Raw genomic sequence first — 19,280 nt, 5'->3', positions numbered from 1 at the left:
ATGTGGGCGACTCCAGCCAGGTTGCAGGCCAAGGGCGTCATTGGAATGAACCGCCGCAACATACGCTACATCGGCCGTTATAACGATCGCCGGCTCTATCCTCTCGTCGACGACAAGCTGCAGACCAAGCTCCTGGCCAAGCGCCATGGAATTACTACGCCAGACTTGATCGGTACCGTGAGCACGCAATTCGACGTGAAGCACGTCGTCGAGATGGTGAAAGACGCACCAGGTTTCGTCATCAAACCCGCCAAGGGCAGTGGCGGCAAGGGCATTCTCGTCGTCGAACGCCAACAGGATGGTGGTTACGTCAAGCCCAGTGGTGCGCGCATCGAACGGGTGGACCTGGAACGTCACGTTTCCAATATCCTGTCCGGGCTTTATTCACTGGGCGGCACGCCCGATGTCGCGGTTATCGAGTCCTTGATCGCCTTCGACGAAGTCTTCGCCGCGTATACCTACGAAGGCGTGCCCGATATCCGCGTCATTATTTTTCGCGGGTATCCAGTCATGGCGATGATGCGCCTTTCCACGGCGGCGTCGGATGGTAAGGCAAACCTGCACCAGGGCGCCGTCGGCGTAGGGCTCGACATCACCACGGGTGCGGCCTTGCGAGGCGTGCAGTTCAATCGCCCGCGCGAAGACCATCCCGACACCGGCCACGGCCTGGCCTCCTTGTACGTTCCAGGTTGGGATGCCCTGCTCCACCTGGCAGCCAGCTGCTATGAAATGACCGGACTCGGTTACTTGGGCACCGACATGGTGCTCGATCGCCACCACGGCCCAATGCTCCTCGAACTCAACGCACGCCCGGGGCTAGCCATTCAGATGGCCAACGGCGAAGGGTTAAGGCGGCGACTGGACCTGATCGAGAAGCAAGCCGAGACACGCTCGGTCGAAGCACGCGTCGCTTTCGCACAGCGGCATTTCGCGCGCGAGGGAGAGCTGGCCAGTTCCGCATGACCGGAGCGGAAGGCCGGGCACGTCTGGCCCCGCCCGGGGCAACGGCGTAGAATGCCCCGCACTACCGAGAACGATGGTGTTGCGATGCTCGACTCCCATGCGCTACTGACTCAGGCGGAACGCCAGTGCCACAAGCACGGTGCGCGCTTCACTCCGATACGGCGACGTGTCTTGGAGATGATTGCCACCTCGCCAGGCGGTCTCAAAGCCTATGATCTGCTTGACCGTCTCGCTACGGAGCATGCCTCGGCGCGCCCCCCGACCGTCTACCGCGCGCTGGAGTTTCTCATTGAGCAAGGCCTAGTGCATCGTATCGAGTCGCTCAACGCTTACGTTGCCTGTCCCTGCCCCGAGCATGCGCATGGCTTCCAACTACTGATATGTCGTTCGTGCGGTCGGGTCGAAGAATTGCACCTCGACGATGTCAACGAGCAACTGACCCAGGTAGCTCATCAACAAGGCTACCGGATCGAGCGGCAAACTATCGAACTGCTGGGCCTATGTGCGTCCTGCATTGAGCAAGCGTCCGCTTAACTCACCCTATAACGCCAAGACGACATGCCATGACCGATCTCTTCAAGCAACTCGAGCCGGCCCCGCAAGGCACGCGCGAACCGACAAACACCCTGCTCGACGCCGCGCGTTGGAACGAGGATGGACTGATGCCCGCCATTGCGCAGCAACATGAGAGTGGCGAGGTACTGATGATGGCATGGATGAATCGCGCCGCGCTGGAGGAAACGCTCGCCACCGGGCGTGTCTGCTACTGGTCGCGCTCACGCGGCAAACCGTGGCGCAAAGGTGAATCTTCCGGGCAGGTTCAGAAGTTGGTGGCGGCGCATCTCGATTGCGACGGTGACACTCTGTTGCTGAGCGTCGATCAGCAAGGACCTGCATGCCACACCGGGCGGCGTAGCTGCTTCTATGTTGCATTAGGCGAGGAAACAGCGGAAGTTGGCAGCGCGCCACTGATGGATCCCGCCGAGCTATACGGCCAGCGCTAGCCGCCATGCGTCGCCTTCTTCGCAAATGCCTTGCCGGTCTCATGATCGGCTTGCTGCGTGGTTACCAGTACGTCATCAGCCCCCTACTCGGCCCGCGCTGTCGTTTCTGGCCCAGTTGCTCGCAATACGCCGTGGAGGCCATCCAGATTCATGGTCCTCTAAGAGGTGGTTGGCTGGCACTCAAGCGGATTCTGAAATGCCATCCCGGCCACCCCGGCGGTGTCGATCCGGTGCCGCCCGGGCCAGGTGACTGTGACGCTCACGCCGACCACGGGCGCCCCGATACGCACTGAAAGCCTTCCACTTTTCAGGCCACCACAAGTCAGCCAATCTATGCGGCTTGTTTGGCCACCGCATAGATACGATCAAGCATGGCATGCAGCCCATTGCTGCGTGTCGGCGACAAATGTTTGTCTAAGCCAAGCTCGCCCAGGAAGTCCGGCGGCGTCGCCTGAATCTCACTGGGCGGCCGGTCGTTGTAGATCCGCAGCAGAACGGCAATCAGCCCCGAGACGATGGCGGCATCGGAGGTGGCATCGAAATGCAGCCGGCCATCCTCCAGGCGGTCGTGAATCCAGACATTGGACTGACAGCCCTGAATCTTGGTGTCGTCACTTTTCAACGATTCCGGGAATGTCGGCAATTGCTTGCCCATGTCGATGATGTACTGGTAGCGGTCCATCCAGTTGTCGAATATGGCGAACTCATCTGCCAGTTCGGCTTGTGCTTCGCGTGCTGTCATGCGCCCTCCTCGCAAATCGATTGCCCATTATAACGCGCCATCGCCATGTGTGTCGGGGGCCGCGAGCCGGTGATGTGCCAGTTGACGATGCCACTCTTCAGCCTCGGCGTGCAGATAGCGCGCGGTGGTGTCCAGGCGTGCATGACGGGCGGTACGTGCCAGATAGCGCAACTCCACGCCGGCCTGCGCCTGATGTGTCAATGCTGTGTGGCGCAACCAATGGGGCGTGGCTCGTTGTAGCGGGGCGCGCTTGGCGTCCGGCAGATCATCAAGGGCTTGGTAGCCCTCACGAAATGTTTCGCGAATCAGCCGATAAAGCTGGTTGTCCCCTAGCCCACGCCGGCCATCCAGTGCACGCAGCAGCGGCGTGGTGTCGTCGGGCTCAGGCTGTGGCGACATGCCCAGCGTCATCCGCCAATCCGCGAGCAGCGTCATCATGTCCGGCGGCACCGGCACCTCGGCAAGCTTGTCGCCCTTCCCCACGACCCGCCACCACCAGCGTCCTTCACGCTGGATGAAGTCACCCATGCGTGCCTGGGCCACTTCGCCAAGGCGCGGTGCCAGCAGATACGCAAAGCCAAACAAAAACCGACGCCGCGCCCAACGATAATAGGCGCCGTCGCCCGCCCGCGGAGATGGCGGCACTTGCAGCCATGCCCAGAAGCGCTGCCACAGCGTCCTTTCGAGATAACGCTCGATACGTTCGTTGCGATTGTCCATGCGACGACGTTTGTCGCGCATCAGGCGAAACGGATTGTGCTCGAGCCACCCCGCCTCGACCAGCCAAGCGAACATACCCTGCAAAATGACCAGTGCCTGGCGCCGACTGGCCGCCGAGAGCGGCTGACGAAACGGTCGCCAATCCAAGGCAGCGCGAGGCCGTGACGGCCCAACCCAGCGCGAGGCCGGCTGCGGATCGGCCAGAAAGCGCTCATAGGCATCCAGCGTGTCGCGCCGCACCTCGGCCAACGCTTCATCACGCCGCTGCAGCCACAGCAACAGTCGCTCGGCTTCCTTGCGATACGCGCGCCATGTCTGAGGGCTCGACTGAAATTCACTCAGCCAGGATGCGACGGCTTCCACATCGGTACGAGCCGAGATATGTGCCTCACGCTCCGTGACGCGTTTCTCCAACCCCCCTGGCGGTTGTGACGCCACCGTGGCAGCACTGGTTTCGAGCGCGACGATTGCTTCGAGCGGCCCTTCCAGTTCCTGCTCTTGCTGCTCCTGCCCCCGCTCGTCTTGCATGACGGCTCATGCCCTCTCTGCTTCCAATGTCGAGCAGTGTCCGTCGTTACGTTCAAAAATTCAAGATAATACGCGTAATCTTGAATTTTCTCTAATTTCATAACGTAATTTTACGTATTACGTTTAATGTAATATTGGCCAATTCCTGGTAACGGGGTATGCTGTGAGGAGTAATCAAACGCCCTTTGTGGCGCCCGGTACAGAGGACTCGACATGGCCCGCAACGGCATTCAATACGAAGACGTACAGCACGCGATCGATACGCTGCTACGTCAAAACGACGCCCCCACCGTCCAGAAAATCCGCGATATCCTGGGCACGGGAAGCTTCACGACGATCAGCGATCATTTGCGAGAGTGGCGCTTAAGGCGGGAAAGGAACCAGGATGTCACGTCGAGCGAGACACCGCCGGAGTCGCTACAGACATGGATGACGGATCTCTGGGAAAAAGCCCAGGCACTGGCGACCGAATCCCTGACCCATTATCGCCAGGAGGCCGATCAGCGTGTCGAAGAGGCACAAGCAGAGGCCCAAGCCGCCGCGCGCAAGGCAGCGGACGCCGAGGAACGTCTAGCAGCGTTGAACACGCACTTCGAGCAGGCCCAGGCACGACTGGAAGAAAAGACAATGCAACTGGCTAACACGCAAAGCGAGTTGCAAGCGGCCCATCAGCAAGAAACGCAGCAAGCACGACGCGTGCAGCAACTCGACGAGGAATGCCAGAAACATCAGCGCCAACTAGAAACCGCTCGCAGCGAGAACCGGGAAGCCATGGCAGAACTCTCTCGTGAGCACCAGACGCAGCTGAAACAAGAGGAACAGCGCCACGAATCAGCGGAAGCACGTTTGATGGGGCTTCTCGATGACGCGCGCCAGGAGCGTCAGAACATCGAAAAACAAGCTCAAAAACGCACTGCGTCTCTGGAGCAGAAACTCGAGCGTGTGCAGACCGAGCTCGCCGAGCAGCGGCGCCAATACACGACGCTGGAAGAAAAGGCACGCAGCGAAACCTCGCAGCGGCAGTCGTTGGAAAGCAAATTACGGGAAAGCCAAGGGCAACTACAGCAAACGCAAAGCGACAACCGGCGCGCAGAACGCGAGCTCGAGCAACAGCACGCCGTCAATCGTGAGCTGCGCGAAAAGCTGGCACGGCTACCACTACCGCCCTTCGTCGTCTAATGAGCACTGGGGATACTCCCCTGGATGACAGGCCTCGAAATGACGAAAGCCCGCACATGGCGGGCCTTCGATGCTGATTGCAGACTGTCGCGTCTAGCGCCGATCAGCGATAATAGGCGTTGGTGTCGTCGGTATGGTCGGTAACGTCGCGGATACCGGCCAGTTCGGGCACGCGCTCTACCAGTGTCTTTTCGACCCCATCCTTGAGGGTGATATCGACCGCTGCACAACCTTGGCAACCACCGCCGAACTGCAGCACCGCAATATTTTCCTCGGTCAACTGCATCAGGCGAATCTCCCCCCCATGAGCAGCCAGGCCGGGATTGATTTCGCTGTAAAGCACGTAATTGACACGATCCTCGAGCGGACTGTCTGCGTTGACCTTCGGCATCTTGGCATTGGGCGCCTTGATGGTCAGTTGGCCACCCATGCGATCCGCGTTGAAGTCGACCACCGCCTCTTCGAGAAATGCGATGCTGTTTTTCTCGAGGTAGACCGTGATCTTGTCCAGATCTAGCCTTTCGTCGCTCGGCTCTTCCTCACCCGGCCGGCAATAAGCCAGGCAGGTTTCAGCGTATGGCGTCCCCGGTTGAGTGATGAAGATGCGTACCGCAATGCCTTCGACGTTCTGCTTGGCCAACAGCTCGGCAAGATACTCTTGAGCGTTGTCGGTGATTTGGATGGGCTGGCTCATAAAACGTTACTCTCTACCTGAGATGTTGCCTTCATGGTATGAAAAAGCGTCGCCCGACACAATCCCGAGTATTTTGCTGGGTCTTGGCGGCTGCCCACATTGCGGACCTTCTGGTACCATCCACGCCTCGTATATCGCCTGCGTGACATCAGCCTCGTGCCGGTCTCGCTGACGTTCACCCTATCGCTCGGATCCCGCTGGAGAAATACGCCGACATGCCTGCCGCCACTGCTTCGTCATTAACACTCGCCGCTTCGTTCTCGTCGCTTCACGAACAGCTGGCACGGCGCATCATGATCCTCGATGGTGGCATGGGCACCATGTTGCAGGGCTATGAGCTGGATGAAGACGATTTTCGGGGACAACGCTTCGCCGATTGGCCGAGCGATCTCAAAGGCAACAATGACTTGCTGGTGCTGACGTGTCCTGATGTGGTGCGTGACATCCACCGTGCCTATCTCGAAGCCGGCGCGGATATCGTCGAGACCAATACCTTCAACAGCACCCAGCTGTCGCAATCCGATTACGGCATGCAGTCACTGGTCCCCGAGCTCAATCGCGAAGCCGCACGCCTGGCCAAAGACGTCTGCGAGGCGGTGAGTTCGGAAACCGGCGTGCCCCGCTATGTGGCCGGTGTACTGGGGCCAACTTCGCGCACGGCGTCCCTCTCGCCGGATGTTAACGACCCCGCCAAGCGCAATGTCACTTTCGATCAGTTGTTCGACAACTACTACGAGGCGGCCGACGCCCTGATAGACGGCGGTGTCGATCTATTCATGATCGAGACCATATTCGACACGCTCAATGCCAAGGCAGCCATCTATGCGCTCGAGAGGCTGTTCGAGGCGCGTGGCGCGCGTTGGCCGGTGATGATCTCGGGCACCATTACCGACGCCTCCGGACGCACGCTGTCCGGACAGACCACCGAGGCGTTCTGGAACTCGATCCGTCACGCTCAGCCGCTTTCCGTCGGGCTCAACTGCGCCCTCGGCGCGGCGGAGTTGCGCCCTTATCTCGAAGAACTCTCCCACAAGGCCGATACCTTCGTCTCAGCGCATCCCAACGCGGGGCTACCCAACGAATTCGGCGAATACGACCAGACCGCCGAGGAAATGGCGTCGATCGTGCGCGAATTCGCTGAGAGCGGCATGGTCAACATCATCGGTGGCTGTTGCGGTACCGCGCCGGAGCACATTGCCGCCATTCGCGATGCCGTTGCCGAGCTGACGCCGCGCCAGGTCGTCGAGCGTCCCAAGGCGTGCCGGCTCTCGGGGCTGGAGCCCTTCAACATCGAAGCGGACTCCCTGTTCGTCAACGTCGGCGAGCGTACCAACGTGACCGGGTCGGCGCGCTTCAAGCGCCTGATCAAGGAAGAGGACTACACTACCGCTCTCGAAGTGGCGCTCGAGCAAGTCGAAAATGGCGCCCAGGTCATCGACATCAACATGGATGAAGGCATGCTCGAGTCTCAGGAGGCCATGGTGCGCTTCCTGAATCTGATCGCCTCGGAGCCGGATATCTCGCGCGTGCCGATCATGCTCGATTCCTCCAAGTGGGAGATCATCGAGGCAGGCCTCAAGTGCGTCCAGGGCAAGGCGGTGGTCAACTCAATCTCGCTCAAGGAAGGCGAAGATGCCTTTCGCCAACAGGCCACGGCGTGCCGCCGGTATGGCGCCGCCATCGTGGTCATGGCCTTCGATGAGGACGGCCAGGCGGACACCTTCCAGCGCAAAACGGAAATCTGCGAACGCGCCTATCGCCTGCTGGTCGACGATATCGGCTTCCCCGCCGAGGACATCATCTTCGACCCCAACATCTTCGCCATCGCCACAGGCATCGAAGAGCACAACAACTACGCCGTCGATTTCATCGAGGCGTCGAAGTGGATTCGCGAGCATTTGCCACATGCCATGCTCTCGGGCGGCGTGTCCAATGTGTCGTTCTCTTTCCGGGGGAACAATGCGGTACGCGAGGCGATCCACTCAGTCTTCCTCTATCACGCCATCAAGGCCGGACTGACCATGGGGATCGTCAACGCTGGCCAACTGGCGGTCTACGACGACCTGCCCGCCGAACTGCGCGACGCGGTCGAAGACGTGGTCCTCAACCGGCGCGACGACGGCACGGAACGCCTGCTCGATATCGCCGATAAATACAAGGGCGACGGCAGCGGTGGCGAGAAGAAGGAAGACCTGGAATGGCGTAGCTGGGAAGTCGAGAAGCGCATCGAGCATGCCTTGATCAAGGGCATTACCGCGTACATCGAAGACGACACCGAATTGGCGCGGCAGCGTGCCAAGCGCCCCATCGAGGTCATCGAAGGCCCCCTGATGGATGGCATGAACGTGGTCGGCGACCTGTTCGGCGATGGCAAGATGTTCCTACCCCAGGTGGTCAAGTCGGCGCGGGTCATGAAGCAAGCGGTCGCCTATCTCATCCCCTACATCGAAGCCGAGAAGAGCGAAGGCACCCAGGCCAAGGGCAAGATCGTCATGGCCACGGTCAAGGGCGACGTTCACGACATCGGCAAGAACATCGTCGGTGTGGTTTTGCAGTGTAACAACTACGAGGTGATCGACCTCGGCGTGATGGTCCCGGCGGAGAAGATCTTCGCCGCCGCGCGCGAGCACAATGCCGATATCATCGGCCTATCCGGGCTGATCACGCCGTCGCTGGACGAAATGGTCCATGTGGCCAAGGAAATGCAACGCCAGGACTTCACGATCCCGCTACTGATCGGCGGCGCAACGACCTCCAAGGCCCATACCTCGGTCAAGATCGCCCCGCAGTACGAACAGCCGGTCATCTACGTCAGCGATGCCTCGCGCGCCGTCGGCGTCGCCAGCCGCTTGCTCTCGCCGACCCTCAAGCCGAGTTACGTCGAAGAGATACGCGAGGAATACGACAAGGTCCGCGAGCGCAATGCCAAGCGTCGCCCCAAGGCCGCCGATCTCGCTTACAGCGAGGCGCGCGAGCGCCGCCCCGCTCTCGACTGGGCCGATTACACGCCGCCCGAGCCGACCTTCAGCGGGCTCAAGGTGTTCGACGATTACCCGCTGGAAGAGCTGGTCGAGCGCATCGACTGGACGCCCTTTTTCATGAGCTGGCAGCTATCTGGCAAGTATCCCAAGATTCTCGAGGATAAGGTGGTTGGCGAGGCGGCCCGCAGCCTGTTTGCCGATGCCCAGACGATGCTTCGCAAGCTGATCGATGAGCGTCATATAACGGCGCGGGGCGTGATCGGCATGTGGCCGGCTAACAGCGTCGACGACGATAGCCTCGAGGTTTACGCCAACGACTCGCGCACCGAGGTCGTCGAGCGCCTGCATCATATTCGCCAGCAGACCACCAAGAATCGCGATGGCGTCTGCCAAAGCCTCGCCGACTTCATCGCGCCACGCGATTTGGAAAACGGCGAGCCCAGCGGTAAGCAGGACTGGATCGGCGGTTTCGCGGTGACCACCGGGCACGGCGCGGATGAGCTGGCGAAGCAATACGAAGCGGCCGGTGACGATTATAACGCCATCATGGTCAAGGCCCTGGCCGATCGCCTCGCGGAAGCCTTCGCCGAACGCATGCACGAGCGTGTACGCAAGGAATTTTGGGGCTATGTGCCCAATGAAACCCTGGACAACGACGCGTTGATAGCCGAGAAATACCAGGGCATTCGTCCTGCCCCCGGCTACCCGGCCTGCCCGGACCATACCGAGAAGGCCACACTCTTCCGGCTGCTGGATGCCACGGCCAAGACCGGCATCGAGCTGACCGATAGTTACGCCATGTGGCCTTCGGCCGCGGTCTCCGGTTGGTACTTCTCGCATCCACGTTCGAAATACTTCTCTACCGGCAAGATCGGTCGCGACCAGGTCGAGTCGCTGGCGGTTCGCAAGCAAATGCCATTGAAGGAGCTCGAGCGCTGGTTGTCGCCGGTGCTGTCTTACGACCCCGAGTGAGCGATGCCACCGAACGGCCTTTTAATAACATAAATGCAATAAGCTATTATTATTTATTCTTTCAAAGAATATACAAGGCAGGGTAAGGTGCCCTGCTACGGCAATCCATGTGACTAGCAGGACACCGCCTGTATGTATCGGTACGACACGTACGACCAAACGCTCGTAGACGAGCGCGTCGCCCAGTTCCGCGACCAGATGCGCCGCTATCTCGAAGGCAAGATCAGCGACGAGGAATTTCTACCGCTGCGCGTGCAGAATGGCCTTTATGTCCAGCGCTATGCGCCGATGCTGCGTATTGCCATTCCATACGGCATGCTGGCCTCCTATCAGCTACGCAAGCTGGGCGAGATCGCCGCACGCTACGATCGCGGCTATGGCCATTTCACTACGCGCACCAACCTGCAGTTGAACTGGCCGAAACTCGAAGACGTACCGGACATTTTGGCCGACCTGGCTAGCGTGCAAATGCATGCCATCCAGACCAGCGGCAACGACATCCGCAATACCACCACCGATCAGTTCTCCGGCATCGCCGGCGACGAGGATGTAGACCCGCGCCCCTGGTGCGAGCTCATTCGTCAGTGGTCGACCTTCCATCCTGAGTTCGCCTACCTGCCGCGCAAGTTCAAGATCGCCGTGACCGGTGCCGAGGAAGACCGTGCGGCCATCCAGGTGCATGATGTGGGTCTACGCTTCTGGCGTAACGAGGACGGCGACGTGCGCGTCAAGGTACTCGCAGGCGGCGGTCTGGGGCGTACGCCGATGATCGGCGCCGTGATGTGTGAAGACCTGCCGTGGCAACATCTGCTGACGTATCTCGAAGCGATCCTGCGCGTTTACAACCAATACGGTCGCCGCGACAACAAGTTCAAGGCGCGTATCAAGATTCTGGTCAAGGCGCTGGGCATCGACGAGTTTCGGCGCCGTACCGAGGCGGAATGGGCCCACCTCAAGGATGGCCCTCAGACGCTGACCGACGAGGCGATCTCCGCCGTGGCCGACCACTTCGTCGAGCCGCCCCGTCGCGATGTCGCCGAGGAGGCCATCCAGGATTATGCTCGCCTGCGCGGAGAAAACCGTGCCTTTGCTCGCTTCGTGACCAACAACGTCACCGATCATAAGGTCCCCGGTTACAAGGCCGTGACGCTATCACTCAAGCGTCACGATCATTCGCCCGGCGACGTGACCTCCGAAGACATGGCCGCCGTTGCGGATCTGGCCGACGAATTCGGTTATGGCGAGCTGCGCGTCACGCACGAGCAAAATCTGGTGCTGACCGATGTGCCCGTGGATCGCATGGAAGAACTCTGGCAACGACTCGAGACGCTGGGTATGGCCAATCCCACCGTGGGTACCCTGGCCGATTTGATCTGCTGCCCAGGTGGTGATTACTGCTCGCTGGCCAATGCCAAGTCGATCCCGGTCGCTCAGGAAATCCAGCAGCGCTTCGAAGATCTGGACTTCCTCTATGATCTGGGGCCGCTGGAGCTCAACATCTCGGGTTGCATGAATGCCTGCGGTCACCACCACGTGGGTCATATCGGCATTCTCGGCGTCGACAAGAAAGGCGAAGAGTATTACCAGATTTCACTGGGCGGGAGTCAGGGCAACGAGTCGTCACTAGGCAAGATTCTGGGGCCGTCTTTCTACCGGGAAGACGTAACCAACGTGATCGACAAACTATTGAAAGTCTATGTCGGCGAACGTACGCCTGATGAGACCTTTCTCGACACCTATCGCCGCATCGGCCTGAAGCCCTTCAAGGAGCATGTCTATGCCTGATCAGTCACGCACCCTGATCGCCGAGCGCCGCGTCCAGAACGATGAATGGGTACTTTGCGAGGAAAGTGCATCACGCCCGGAGAACGGGCGGATCATCGTCCCGCTGGTGGAGTGGCAGGAAGCGTCCGGCGAAGATGTCGCGCCGTTGTTGGCCAGCGATACCGAGCTCACCCCCGAGCTCGCCGAGCAACTACTCGATGCACCGCTTATCGCCATCGACTTTCCCAAGTTCACCGATGGCCGTGGCTACAGCATCGCGCGTCAGCTTCGGGAGCGCCATGGGTACCGCGGCCAGATTCGCGCAGTCGGGGATGTCTTGATCGATCAGTTGTATTATATGTCGCGCTGCGGCTTCGATGCCTTCTTGCTACGCGAGGATCAAATCGTCGAAGATGCGCTAAACGCGCTGGACGCGTTCAGCCTTAGCTATCAGCCCGGCACCGACACGCCGGAACCCTTGTTCAGACGGCGGATGCGCGAAAGCGCCTGACGCTGACCAAGCACTGGCCGACGTGCGATTCACATGCGAACGACGTCGGCCTTCCCACCCGCTTTATTATCCAAGATAGGGAATTACCCCCGCCGTTTCTGCTGGCGTTCGCGATTTCTGGCGCGTGCACGCTCCGATTTCCGCAACATGGCATAGGTGGCACCCAAGCCACCGTGGCTTTTATGCGCCGAGACATAAGCTTGTACATCGTCGAACTGCGCCAACCATTTACCGACGTAGGAACGTACGATGTTCGCATGCCCTTCGGCTTCCTTGCTGCGACCATGAACGATCAATACACAGCGCAGATCATGCTCTCGCGCGTCTCGTATGAACCGGAACAATTCGCGGCGACACACCTCAAGCGGCCTCTTCTGAACGTGCAAATACGCCTCCGGGGCATAGCCGCCATGGCGCAAACGTTCGAGCACACCGATCTGAATGCCATCCCGGCGATACTCGATAGGGTCGGCCGGCCCTATCAGATCGACGAACTCATCGGATAAGAAATTGCTCTCCTTGTCGTCGGCCTCGGCCTGAGCACGGCGGGCCAGCTGAGCCTCAGAAGGGGCGGTGGGTGAATGCTCGACATCCGCCCTGTCGCGGCCTTTAGTCAAGGGCTGAACGTCTTCCCCTAGCGCCTGCCGAAATAGATCGTCCCGCATGTGCTGGCTCATTGGCTTGCTCTCCTATGGCCTACGATCTCGGGAAGTCTCGACGATTCCCAAGCTAACGAGATAATGCCACACTCCCCGCCCTTGGCGGCAAGTACAAACGTGGGTGTCCTACCTCGTGCGTCTGCTTCCACGCACTTCAAGAGCTGGGGAGATGCCAATGCGTTGGGTCTATAGAATCGGGCTTTTCGCCATGATCGCTTTTGCCCTCGGGGTCGGCTACTTTTGGTACACTTTTCAAAGCCCCTATGGCTATGAAGCGCCAGCGAATCCGCCCATCGTGGATCGGCGTCTCGAGCATCACAGAGTGTTCGTCTATGGCACCCTACGTTATGCCCCGATCCGCTGGTTGATCATGGGACGCGCCGGCACCGCAACACCCGCCACGCTCCGAGGCTATATCCGAGATGAGTTGGATATTTCACCGGCGCCTAACGAGCAGGTCGATGGATATACCCTGTCGGTCACAAGCGATGAGCTCAAACGTTTGGACCGATACGAACATTTAGGGGAGCGTTATCGGCGTGTAAACGTCAAACTCGATGACGGGCAAAGTGCTTGGGTCTATCAACGGTTATAAGTGTTTTGAATTTTGACTTGAAAGTAGATAACGGTATAAAACTCCGCCAGTGAAACAGCTCATACCCGAGGCGTGTGCAGTAGGCGTTCCATGGGCTGGGTCAATACCTGCTGGCGATGGTCTTCGGCTTCCTGGAGTGCAGCATGCACGAGCGTCATTTCACTCGTCGGTGCATTTTCGCCAAGTGGCACCGGCCAAGGCATGGCGCGCTGAAACTCCCAGAGCGTCAGCACGCCCAAGTCACGCCCCAGCATCCAGCGATCATTGTCGAGTTGAGCAGCAACCCCCAGCTTTTCCAGCGGCGCCATTACTTCCGTGTACCGCAGCCCCAGGCACATCGCCAATTCTCGATCGGCAAGCGATCGCCCATGCTGATGCGCTTCGTGCAATCGAGACACAACGCCCAAGGCTTGCCAGAACGGCGGCCAATAGCGCCATTCGACACGGCGTCGCTCACTCAGCCAGGCGGCCAGTTCAGCCCCGACCAACACAATCGCCCAGGACAGGAATACCCAAATCAAGAACAAGGGAACGGCAGCGAAAGTGCCGTAGATCACTTGGTAGGAAGGAAAATAGGTGACATACAGCGAAAACGCCCCTTTGGCTAGCTCCAGCGCCAATGCCGCCATCCCCGCCCCGGCCACGGCATGCCGAAACCTTACGCGACAATTGGGGACTGCCATGTAGATGAAGACAAAGGCCGTGAAACTCAGCGTCAGAGGCAACAGGCGCAGGAAGGTCACCGGCCCGCCCAGCACGTCAGCGGCGCCACGCACCAGCGTCAATGACGCCAGATAGGAAGACAGCAGAAATCCCGAACCGACCAACAGCGGGCCGAGCGTCAGCACCGCCCAATACAAAAGAAAACTGGACACTCCCCGCCGACTGCGCGACACATGCCAGATCGTGTTGAATGCCCTTTCGACGGTGATCATCATCATGACGGCCGTCACCAACAGGAAAATCAGACCAATCAATGTCAAGCTACGCGCTTGGCGAGAGAAGTCACGCAGGTGCTCGACCAACGACGATCCCGTAGCCGGCACGAACTGGCTGAAGATCAAGCCCTGCAGTTGTTCACTGATTCCCTGAAAGCTAGGGATAGCCGACAGCATCGCATAAACGACCGTCATGAAAGGAACCACGGCAAACAAGGTGGTATAGGTCAACGCCGAGGCAGTCTTGAGCCCATCGTGAGAATCGAAACGCTGTATCAGTTCACGCAGGCTACGCAGAATGAGAGCGGGCCAGCGGCGGTCAAGGAGTTGTGGGCGTCGCATGTGGCACTCTACAATGCTTGGCTAATTATTTGATTCGTCGCCCCCAGCTGCCGGAGTTAAGGCATGACGACTTTTACACTTTACCACAACCCACGCTGCTCCAAGTCACGAGAGGCCTTGACCCTGCTCGAGGATCGGCGTGTCGTTGTCAACGTGCATCGCTATCTCGATGATCCGCTCGACATCACGCAACTCCGTAGTCTCGCACAGCGGCTCGAAGACGGCGTGCCAGCCCTAGTTCGCACCAACGAAGCCCAATGGAAAGCCTTGGCGCTCCAGGATCCCAGCGACGAGGAACGCTTGCAGGCCATTGCCGACAATCCTCGGCTCATGCAGCGCCCGATACTCGACGATGGCACACGTGCCCGCATCGGTCGTCCTCCTGAAGCTCTTCTCGATTTGATCGAATGATCGATGTCCCACGACACGAGGCCTCCCATGACTCGCTCCGCTTCTGAAACACCCTATGTACTCGTACTGTTCTATTCACGGAACGGCGCCACGCGAGAGATGGCTGAGCAGCTCGCCGCCGGCGTGGAAAGTATCTCCGGCATCGCGGCACGGCTACGCACCGTTCCTCCCGTTTCCACGACATGCGAAGCGGTCGACCCGGAAATTCCTGCCGAAGGGGCCGTCTATGCGACCTTAGACGACCTCCGCCACTGCCATGGCCTGGCGTTGGGCAGCCCTACACGGTTTGGCAACATGGCGTCGCCTCTCAAATACTTCCTGGATACCACCAGCGAGCTTTGGATGAACGGCGTCCTCGCCGACAAGCCCGCCACCGCGTTCACCTCAACGGCCAGCCTGCACGGCGGGCAGGAAGCCACGCTGTTGACCATGATGATTCCCCTGCTGCATCACGGCATGGTCTACGCAGGCGTGCCCTATCGCGAAACGCGCCTGCTGACGACGCAATCCGGCGGCACACCCTATGGCACCAGCCATCTCGCCGGCGCGCAGGCAGATCGTCCTCTGGATGACGACGAAACAGCGCTGTCGCGTGCTCAGGGCGAGCGGCTAGGACGCCTCGCGCTGGCCATGCGTTCGCTGCATGAGGCGACATGATGCGTCAACAACTCGATCAACTGGCATCACGTCATGGGTTAGCGCATGTCACGACACAGGCACGTCGTGGCGTCTGGGGCGGCTTGGCGGCCCTGGCCATCTTGCAGCTCCTCGGTGGCTGGCAACTGCATGCCAGCGGTCAGATCGGCCTGATGCCGATCGCCGTCCGCCTCTTGCCATTGGTACTCTTCCTGCCCCCTATTATCACTAGACGCCCGCGTGGACACGTCATGCTCGCGTTCGTCAGCCTGCTTTATATCGTGCAGGGGCTGATGATCGCCCAGCTACCGGGCCGGTTGGCATGGGGAACGTTGGAAACACTTGCAGCTCTCATCTTGTTCGTTAGCGCCGCCGCGTATGCGCGCTGGCGCCGACAACAGCTGACAGGCTGAGGCATGTCGCTACGCCCGTCGAGCTGCCTCATTCTCGCGATGCTCGTCGTCAGTATCGCCTGCTCGTTGCTCCACCTGCCGTTATGGCCGGCTGCGATTCTGGGGTGGCTCGCGACGTTGCGCCTGAGCTTGCAACTGCCACGGGCCTCCCAGCGACAAGCCATGTGGCTGGGCCTCGCCGGGGTGATCATCTGGGGCGTCGCTCTATGGCGCGAGACGCCGGCCTCGCTGGCTGCCGGACTCAGCGTCAATCAACCCTTGCTGATGATGTTCGCCGGCGTCAGCTTTCTCTCCATGGCGCGCCCTCTCAAGGATGACGATACGCAGCACGAACGGCGCGGCAGCTTCTGGGGCACGTTGCTAGGCGTCCACCTCTTTGGGGCGGTCATCAATCTTTCCGTCCTGTTTCTGTTCGGGGACCGCATGCAGCGCCAAGGACGCTTGACGCGCCAACAGGCCATCGTCCTGGGACGCGCCTTCCCGGCGGCAGCAGCCTGGTCACCCTTCTTCGTCGCCATGGGGGTCGCCCTGACCTACGCGCCGGGCCTCGACTTCCTTGCGTTGCTGCCGTGGGGACTTCTCGCATCGTTGCTCCTGCTAACACTGGTGACAATCGATGCGCTGCGCCTGCCCGGTGAATTCATCGGTTACCCGCTCGGTAAAAGTAGTCTTGTGCTCCCCGGCGTACTGGCGCTGAGCGTCATCGTGGCGCACTTCATCTGGCCGAGTTTATCCATTCCCCTGATCATCAGCATCGTATCGCCACTGTTCGCAACGCTGCTGGTCCCCGCGCACGAGCGCCGTGGCCGATTGCATAAACAGCTCAACGATGGATTGCCACGCCTGGGCCCCCAATTCGCATTATTTCTCGCCGCCGGGCTCATCTCGAGCGGTCTCGCCGCTCTGCTGGCCAGCGCACCGGATCAACAGTTCCTTCCGCTTGACCATTTCGGGAGTTTCGCTGCCTGGATCACGCAAGGTATTCTCGTGGTATTGGCATTCGTGGGGATTCACCCGCTTGTAGGCATCGCTACGATCGCGCCGCTGGTGCAACCTCTAGGACCGGATCCGACCTTGCTGGGCATGCTATTTCTCATGAGTTGGGCGCTGGGGACCGGCTGTAGCCCCTTGTCGGGCAGCAACCTCGCGCTATGCGTTCGCTACGGCATCAAGTCCCGAGACATGATGCGCTGGAACCTGCCCTACGCGGTATTCGGCTGGCTGGCATGTGGCGCGGTATTTGCCTTGTATGCCTGGTGGCAGACACGCTGACCATCACCCTGCATAAAGATGCTATGAATGCTTTGCGCGCGCTCGCCATGGGTAAAGGCTCTGCCATCGACACGACGACTTTTATCTATCTCGACTGCCTGGGAGCGCTATCCTGATGGGTATGACCGCATTCGCCTGTATATGCCGGCAGCCACTGGGAATGACCGTCGAATGCCGCCACCCGATAAAGATGAATGCACACTTAGGAGAGGAAGACCATGAATTACGATATCGCTGACCTGCGACGCGATTACGCCGGCGAGACACTCTCCGACGCGCATACGCCGGCATCGCCCATCGACCTGTTTCAAGCTTGGTTTGCAGCCGCGCGGGAGCATGAACCTCAAGACCCCAATGCGATGACGCTGGCCACTGTGGATAGCCAGGGGCTCCCTCATGCTCGCGTAGTATTGCTCAAGCATTTCGACGAGCAAGGTTTCGTGTTCTTCACCAACTACCAAAGCCACAAAGGGAGTGAGCTGGCCAATGTCCCCCATGCCGCCCTGGTATTCTGGTGGCCCCTCCTCCACCGGCAAGTACGTATCGAAGGACGCGTAGAAAAAGCCGAGGCCAGCATTTCGGATGAGTACTTCGCCAGCCGCCCTCGAGACAGCCAGCTAGGCGCGTGGATTTCCCAGCAAAGCGTGGAAATCCCTGACCGCGAATGGCTGGAGGAACGCAAGCAACGTTTCGAACAGGTCTACTCCGACCAAAGCGTCGAGCGTCCCCCGCATTGGGGCGGATATCGTGTACGGCCGCATATTCTGGAGTTCTGGCAAGGCCAATCCAATCGTCTCCATGACCGTATTCGCTATCGCCATCACGAGCAGGATGCAGCTTGGAGCAAAACACGCTTGGCACCTTGATCCCATCGCTTGCCCCATTCAACGTATTGACCAACCACCATGCAAAACGCCCGATCCATGAAGGACCGGGCGTCTAGTTCAACGCTCTTCGACAAATGATGTCGAGCGTAGTGGCTATCAGCTATCGCCGTTGACCCACTCATCGACGACATCGGGATGCTCGTCGACCCACTTCTTGGCATTTTCGTATGGATCGGAATCTTCTTCCTGATTCATGAGCATCACTTCGCCCATCTGTTCCGGCGTCCACTCGAAGTTATCGAGAATCGCATAGGCTTCCGGCATATCGTCTTTCAGCCCTTGACGCACGACGGTATTGATGTGCTCTGCGCCACCGTAAACGTTCTTGGGATCGTCCAGATATTTGAGGTCCCAGCGTGCGAACATCCAATGCGGCGTCCAACCGGCGACCACGATATCTTCGTCGTTCTTGATGGCACTATCCAATGCAGCGGTCATGGTGGCGCCGCTACCTGATTGCAGGTTGATAGCATCCCCGAGATCGTACTCTTCGATGGCCTTCTCGGTCAGGTTCATGAGGCCAGCACCGGGATCGATCCCCACGATCTCGTCATTGACCACATCGGCCTTGTCATCAAGTTCATCGATAGACGAGATATCGGTATAAGAGGGAACGACAAGTCCCAACTTGGTACCTTCAAGGTTCGGGCCCAGGTTCTCGACCTTGTCGCCGACCTTGTTCAGGTACTGTTCATGCGTGGAAGGCAACCATGCCGCCACCATGCCATCAGCATCACCATACGCCACGGCTTGCCACATCGCAGCGGCAGACAGTGAGGACATCTTCACGTTGTAGCCTTGCTCTTCGAGCACCGCACGCACCACGTTGGTGGAGGCCACTTCGGAAGACCACTCGACATAGGCGAGCGTGATATCACCCTTGCTGTCCTGCGCTTGCGCGATGCCCGCATTGAGCCCTGCACCGGCGGCCATCATGATGGCGCCATAACGTACGGCTTTCGTCAATGGAGTGCGTGTCATCGTTTTTCCCCTTCTCTTATTGATGGGAGATCCTGCCGGAACGGCCAACGGCCGTTCCTTGTCGAGCACATGCTCGATACATGGCGTC

20 protein-coding genes are annotated in these 19,280 nt (G+C 59.6%); 14 read left to right on the top strand and 6 right to left on the bottom strand.

Annotated features, from left to right (window positions below):
• From KZO83_RS15420 to yidD, 4 genes are all read left to right on the top strand, one after another.
• The gene (locus KZO83_RS15420; protein WP_246921929.1) at positions 1-963 is read left to right on the top strand and encodes an alpha-L-glutamate ligase-like protein; all 963 of its coding nucleotides are present in this window, start codon (positions 1-3) and stop codon (positions 961-963) included.
• Positions 964-1,047: 84 nt separating this feature from the next.
• The gene (locus KZO83_RS15415; RefSeq protein WP_246922219.1) at positions 1,048-1,497 is read left to right on the top strand and encodes a transcriptional repressor; all 450 of its coding nucleotides are present in this window, start codon (positions 1,048-1,050) and stop codon (positions 1,495-1,497) included.
• 29 nt (positions 1,498-1,526) lie between these two features.
• Entirely contained in the window at positions 1,527-1,967 is a 441-nt protein-coding gene (gene hisI / locus KZO83_RS15410) for a phosphoribosyl-AMP cyclohydrolase (RefSeq protein WP_178998675.1), read from the top strand.
• Positions 1,968-1,972: 5 nt separating this feature from the next.
• Positions 1,973-2,260 carry a membrane protein insertion efficiency factor YidD gene (gene yidD / locus KZO83_RS15405; protein WP_178998676.1) on the top strand — a complete coding sequence of 96 codons (288 nt, stop codon included), beginning with the start codon at positions 1,973-1,975 and terminating at the stop codon, positions 2,258-2,260.
• Positions 2,261-2,298: 38 nt separating this feature from the next.
• Here yidD and KZO83_RS15400 read toward each other — a convergent pair whose 3' ends face one another.
• On the bottom strand, positions 2,299-2,709 hold the full coding sequence (locus tag KZO83_RS15400; RefSeq protein WP_178998677.1) for a SufE family protein: 411 nt from the start codon (positions 2,707-2,709) through the stop codon (positions 2,299-2,301).
• 27 nt (positions 2,710-2,736) lie between these two features.
• Positions 2,737-3,957 (bottom strand): tyrosine-type recombinase/integrase, encoded by a 1,221-nt coding sequence (locus tag KZO83_RS15395; RefSeq protein ID WP_247621388.1) that lies wholly within the window; start codon positions 3,955-3,957, stop codon positions 2,737-2,739.
• Positions 3,958-4,170: 213 nt separating this feature from the next.
• On the opposite strand from KZO83_RS15395, the gene KZO83_RS15390 reads away from it, so the two are divergent.
• The gene (locus KZO83_RS15390) at positions 4,171-5,136 is read left to right on the top strand and encodes a DNA-binding protein (RefSeq protein ID WP_247621387.1); all 966 of its coding nucleotides are present in this window, start codon (positions 4,171-4,173) and stop codon (positions 5,134-5,136) included.
• 103 nt (positions 5,137-5,239) lie between these two features.
• On the opposite strand, the gene nfuA is transcribed toward KZO83_RS15390, so the two are convergent.
• On the bottom strand, positions 5,240-5,830 hold the full coding sequence (gene nfuA / locus KZO83_RS15385) for a Fe-S biogenesis protein NfuA (protein WP_178998680.1): 591 nt from the start codon (positions 5,828-5,830) through the stop codon (positions 5,240-5,242).
• A 215-nt stretch (positions 5,831-6,045) separates the two neighbouring features.
• Here nfuA and metH point away from each other — a divergent pair, with 215 nt between their 5' ends.
• From metH to KZO83_RS15370, 3 genes are all read left to right on the top strand, one after another.
• Complete coding sequence (metH, locus tag KZO83_RS15380; RefSeq protein WP_247621386.1) at positions 6,046-9,783, top strand: methionine synthase; 3,738 nt, start codon at positions 6,046-6,048, stop codon at positions 9,781-9,783.
• A 132-nt stretch (positions 9,784-9,915) separates the two neighbouring features.
• Positions 9,916-11,568, top strand: coding sequence for a nitrite/sulfite reductase (locus KZO83_RS15375; protein WP_178998682.1), 1,653 nt, complete (start codon positions 9,916-9,918; stop codon positions 11,566-11,568).
• Positions 11,561-12,058, top strand: coding sequence for a DUF934 domain-containing protein (locus tag KZO83_RS15370; protein ID WP_247621385.1), 498 nt, complete (start codon positions 11,561-11,563; stop codon positions 12,056-12,058). The genes KZO83_RS15375 and KZO83_RS15370 overlap by 8 nt, the downstream gene beginning before the upstream one ends.
• Before the next feature lie 83 nt (positions 12,059-12,141).
• Here KZO83_RS15370 and smrA read toward each other — a convergent pair whose 3' ends face one another.
• A complete protein-coding gene (smrA, locus tag KZO83_RS15365; RefSeq protein WP_247621384.1) occupies positions 12,142-12,735 on the bottom strand; it encodes a DNA endonuclease SmrA in 594 nt (197 codons plus the stop codon).
• Between the two features lie 157 nt (positions 12,736-12,892).
• Between smrA and KZO83_RS15360 the strand changes: the two genes are divergently transcribed.
• Positions 12,893-13,312 carry a gamma-glutamylcyclotransferase family protein gene (locus tag KZO83_RS15360; protein WP_247621383.1) on the top strand — a complete coding sequence of 140 codons (420 nt, stop codon included), beginning with the start codon at positions 12,893-12,895 and terminating at the stop codon, positions 13,310-13,312.
• A 59-nt stretch (positions 13,313-13,371) separates the two neighbouring features.
• On the opposite strand, the gene KZO83_RS15355 is transcribed toward KZO83_RS15360, so the two are convergent.
• On the bottom strand, positions 13,372-14,592 hold the full coding sequence (locus KZO83_RS15355) for a YihY family inner membrane protein (protein WP_247621382.1): 1,221 nt from the start codon (positions 14,590-14,592) through the stop codon (positions 13,372-13,374).
• 63 nt (positions 14,593-14,655) lie between these two features.
• Between KZO83_RS15355 and arsC the strand changes: the two genes are divergently transcribed.
• The 5 genes from arsC (at position 14,656) to pdxH (ending at position 18,190) form a co-directional block, all read left to right on the top strand.
• Positions 14,656-15,003 carry an arsenate reductase (glutaredoxin) gene (gene arsC, locus KZO83_RS15350; RefSeq protein ID WP_075369266.1) on the top strand — a complete coding sequence of 116 codons (348 nt, stop codon included), beginning with the start codon at positions 14,656-14,658 and terminating at the stop codon, positions 15,001-15,003.
• Positions 15,004-15,030: 27 nt separating this feature from the next.
• Entirely contained in the window at positions 15,031-15,660 is a 630-nt protein-coding gene (wrbA, locus tag KZO83_RS15345; protein WP_247621381.1) for an NAD(P)H:quinone oxidoreductase, read from the top strand.
• A complete protein-coding gene (locus KZO83_RS15340; protein ID WP_247621380.1) occupies positions 15,657-16,052 on the top strand; it encodes a DUF2069 domain-containing protein in 396 nt (131 codons plus the stop codon). The genes wrbA and KZO83_RS15340 overlap by 4 nt, the downstream gene beginning before the upstream one ends.
• Before the next feature lie 3 nt (positions 16,053-16,055).
• A complete protein-coding gene (locus KZO83_RS15335; protein ID WP_247621379.1) occupies positions 16,056-17,324 on the top strand; it encodes a hypothetical protein in 1,269 nt (422 codons plus the stop codon).
• A gap of 218 nt (positions 17,325-17,542) precedes the next feature.
• Complete coding sequence (gene pdxH / locus KZO83_RS15330) at positions 17,543-18,190, top strand: pyridoxamine 5'-phosphate oxidase (protein WP_075369263.1); 648 nt, start codon at positions 17,543-17,545, stop codon at positions 18,188-18,190.
• A gap of 117 nt (positions 18,191-18,307) precedes the next feature.
• Here the strand turns inward: pdxH and KZO83_RS15325 are convergent, their stop codons facing one another.
• Positions 18,308-19,192, bottom strand: a complete 885-nt coding sequence (locus tag KZO83_RS15325; RefSeq protein ID WP_075369262.1) for a glycine betaine ABC transporter substrate-binding protein — start codon at positions 19,190-19,192, stop codon at positions 18,308-18,310.
• Positions 19,193-19,280 lie beyond the last annotated feature (88 nt).

This window comes from Chromohalobacter moromii, from assembly GCF_023091865.1.
Lineage (GTDB): Bacteria > Pseudomonadota > Gammaproteobacteria > Pseudomonadales > Halomonadaceae > Chromohalobacter > Chromohalobacter moromii.
This window is presented reverse-complemented; position numbering and strand designations above follow the sequence as displayed.

Coding starts and splice junctions, on each gene's coding strand:
- KZO83_RS15420 (WP_246921929.1), top strand. CDS start 1: ATGTGGGCGACTCCAGCCAGGTTGCAGGCCAAGGGCGTCATTGGAATG.
- metH (WP_247621386.1), top strand. CDS start 6,046: ATGCCTGCCGCCACTGCTTCGTCATTAACACTCGCCGCTTCGTTCTCG.
- pdxH (WP_075369263.1), top strand. CDS start 17,543: ATGAATTACGATATCGCTGACCTGCGACGCGATTACGCCGGCGAGACA.
- KZO83_RS15415 (WP_246922219.1), top strand. CDS start 1,048: ATGCTCGACTCCCATGCGCTACTGACTCAGGCGGAACGCCAGTGCCAC.
- yidD (WP_178998676.1), top strand. CDS start 1,973: ATGCGTCGCCTTCTTCGCAAATGCCTTGCCGGTCTCATGATCGGCTTG.
- KZO83_RS15390 (WP_247621387.1), top strand. CDS start 4,171: ATGGCCCGCAACGGCATTCAATACGAAGACGTACAGCACGCGATCGAT.
- KZO83_RS15400 (WP_178998677.1), bottom strand. CDS start 2,709: ATGACAGCACGCGAAGCACAAGCCGAACTGGCAGATGAGTTCGCCATA.
- nfuA (WP_178998680.1), bottom strand. CDS start 5,830: ATGAGCCAGCCCATCCAAATCACCGACAACGCTCAAGAGTATCTTGCC.
- smrA (WP_247621384.1), bottom strand. CDS start 12,735: ATGAGCCAGCACATGCGGGACGATCTATTTCGGCAGGCGCTAGGGGAA.
- KZO83_RS15370 (WP_247621385.1), top strand. CDS start 11,561: ATGCCTGATCAGTCACGCACCCTGATCGCCGAGCGCCGCGTCCAGAAC.
- KZO83_RS15360 (WP_247621383.1), top strand. CDS start 12,893: ATGCGTTGGGTCTATAGAATCGGGCTTTTCGCCATGATCGCTTTTGCC.
- arsC (WP_075369266.1), top strand. CDS start 14,656: ATGACGACTTTTACACTTTACCACAACCCACGCTGCTCCAAGTCACGA.
- KZO83_RS15375 (WP_178998682.1), top strand. CDS start 9,916: ATGTATCGGTACGACACGTACGACCAAACGCTCGTAGACGAGCGCGTC.
- KZO83_RS15325 (WP_075369262.1), bottom strand. CDS start 19,192: ATGACACGCACTCCATTGACGAAAGCCGTACGTTATGGCGCCATCATG.
- KZO83_RS15355 (WP_247621382.1), bottom strand. CDS start 14,592: ATGCGACGCCCACAACTCCTTGACCGCCGCTGGCCCGCTCTCATTCTG.
- KZO83_RS15340 (WP_247621380.1), top strand. CDS start 15,657: ATGATGCGTCAACAACTCGATCAACTGGCATCACGTCATGGGTTAGCG.
- KZO83_RS15335 (WP_247621379.1), top strand. CDS start 16,056: ATGTCGCTACGCCCGTCGAGCTGCCTCATTCTCGCGATGCTCGTCGTC.
- hisI (WP_178998675.1), top strand. CDS start 1,527: ATGACCGATCTCTTCAAGCAACTCGAGCCGGCCCCGCAAGGCACGCGC.
- KZO83_RS15395 (WP_247621388.1), bottom strand. CDS start 3,957: ATGCAAGACGAGCGGGGGCAGGAGCAGCAAGAGCAGGAACTGGAAGGG.
- wrbA (WP_247621381.1), top strand. CDS start 15,031: ATGACTCGCTCCGCTTCTGAAACACCCTATGTACTCGTACTGTTCTAT.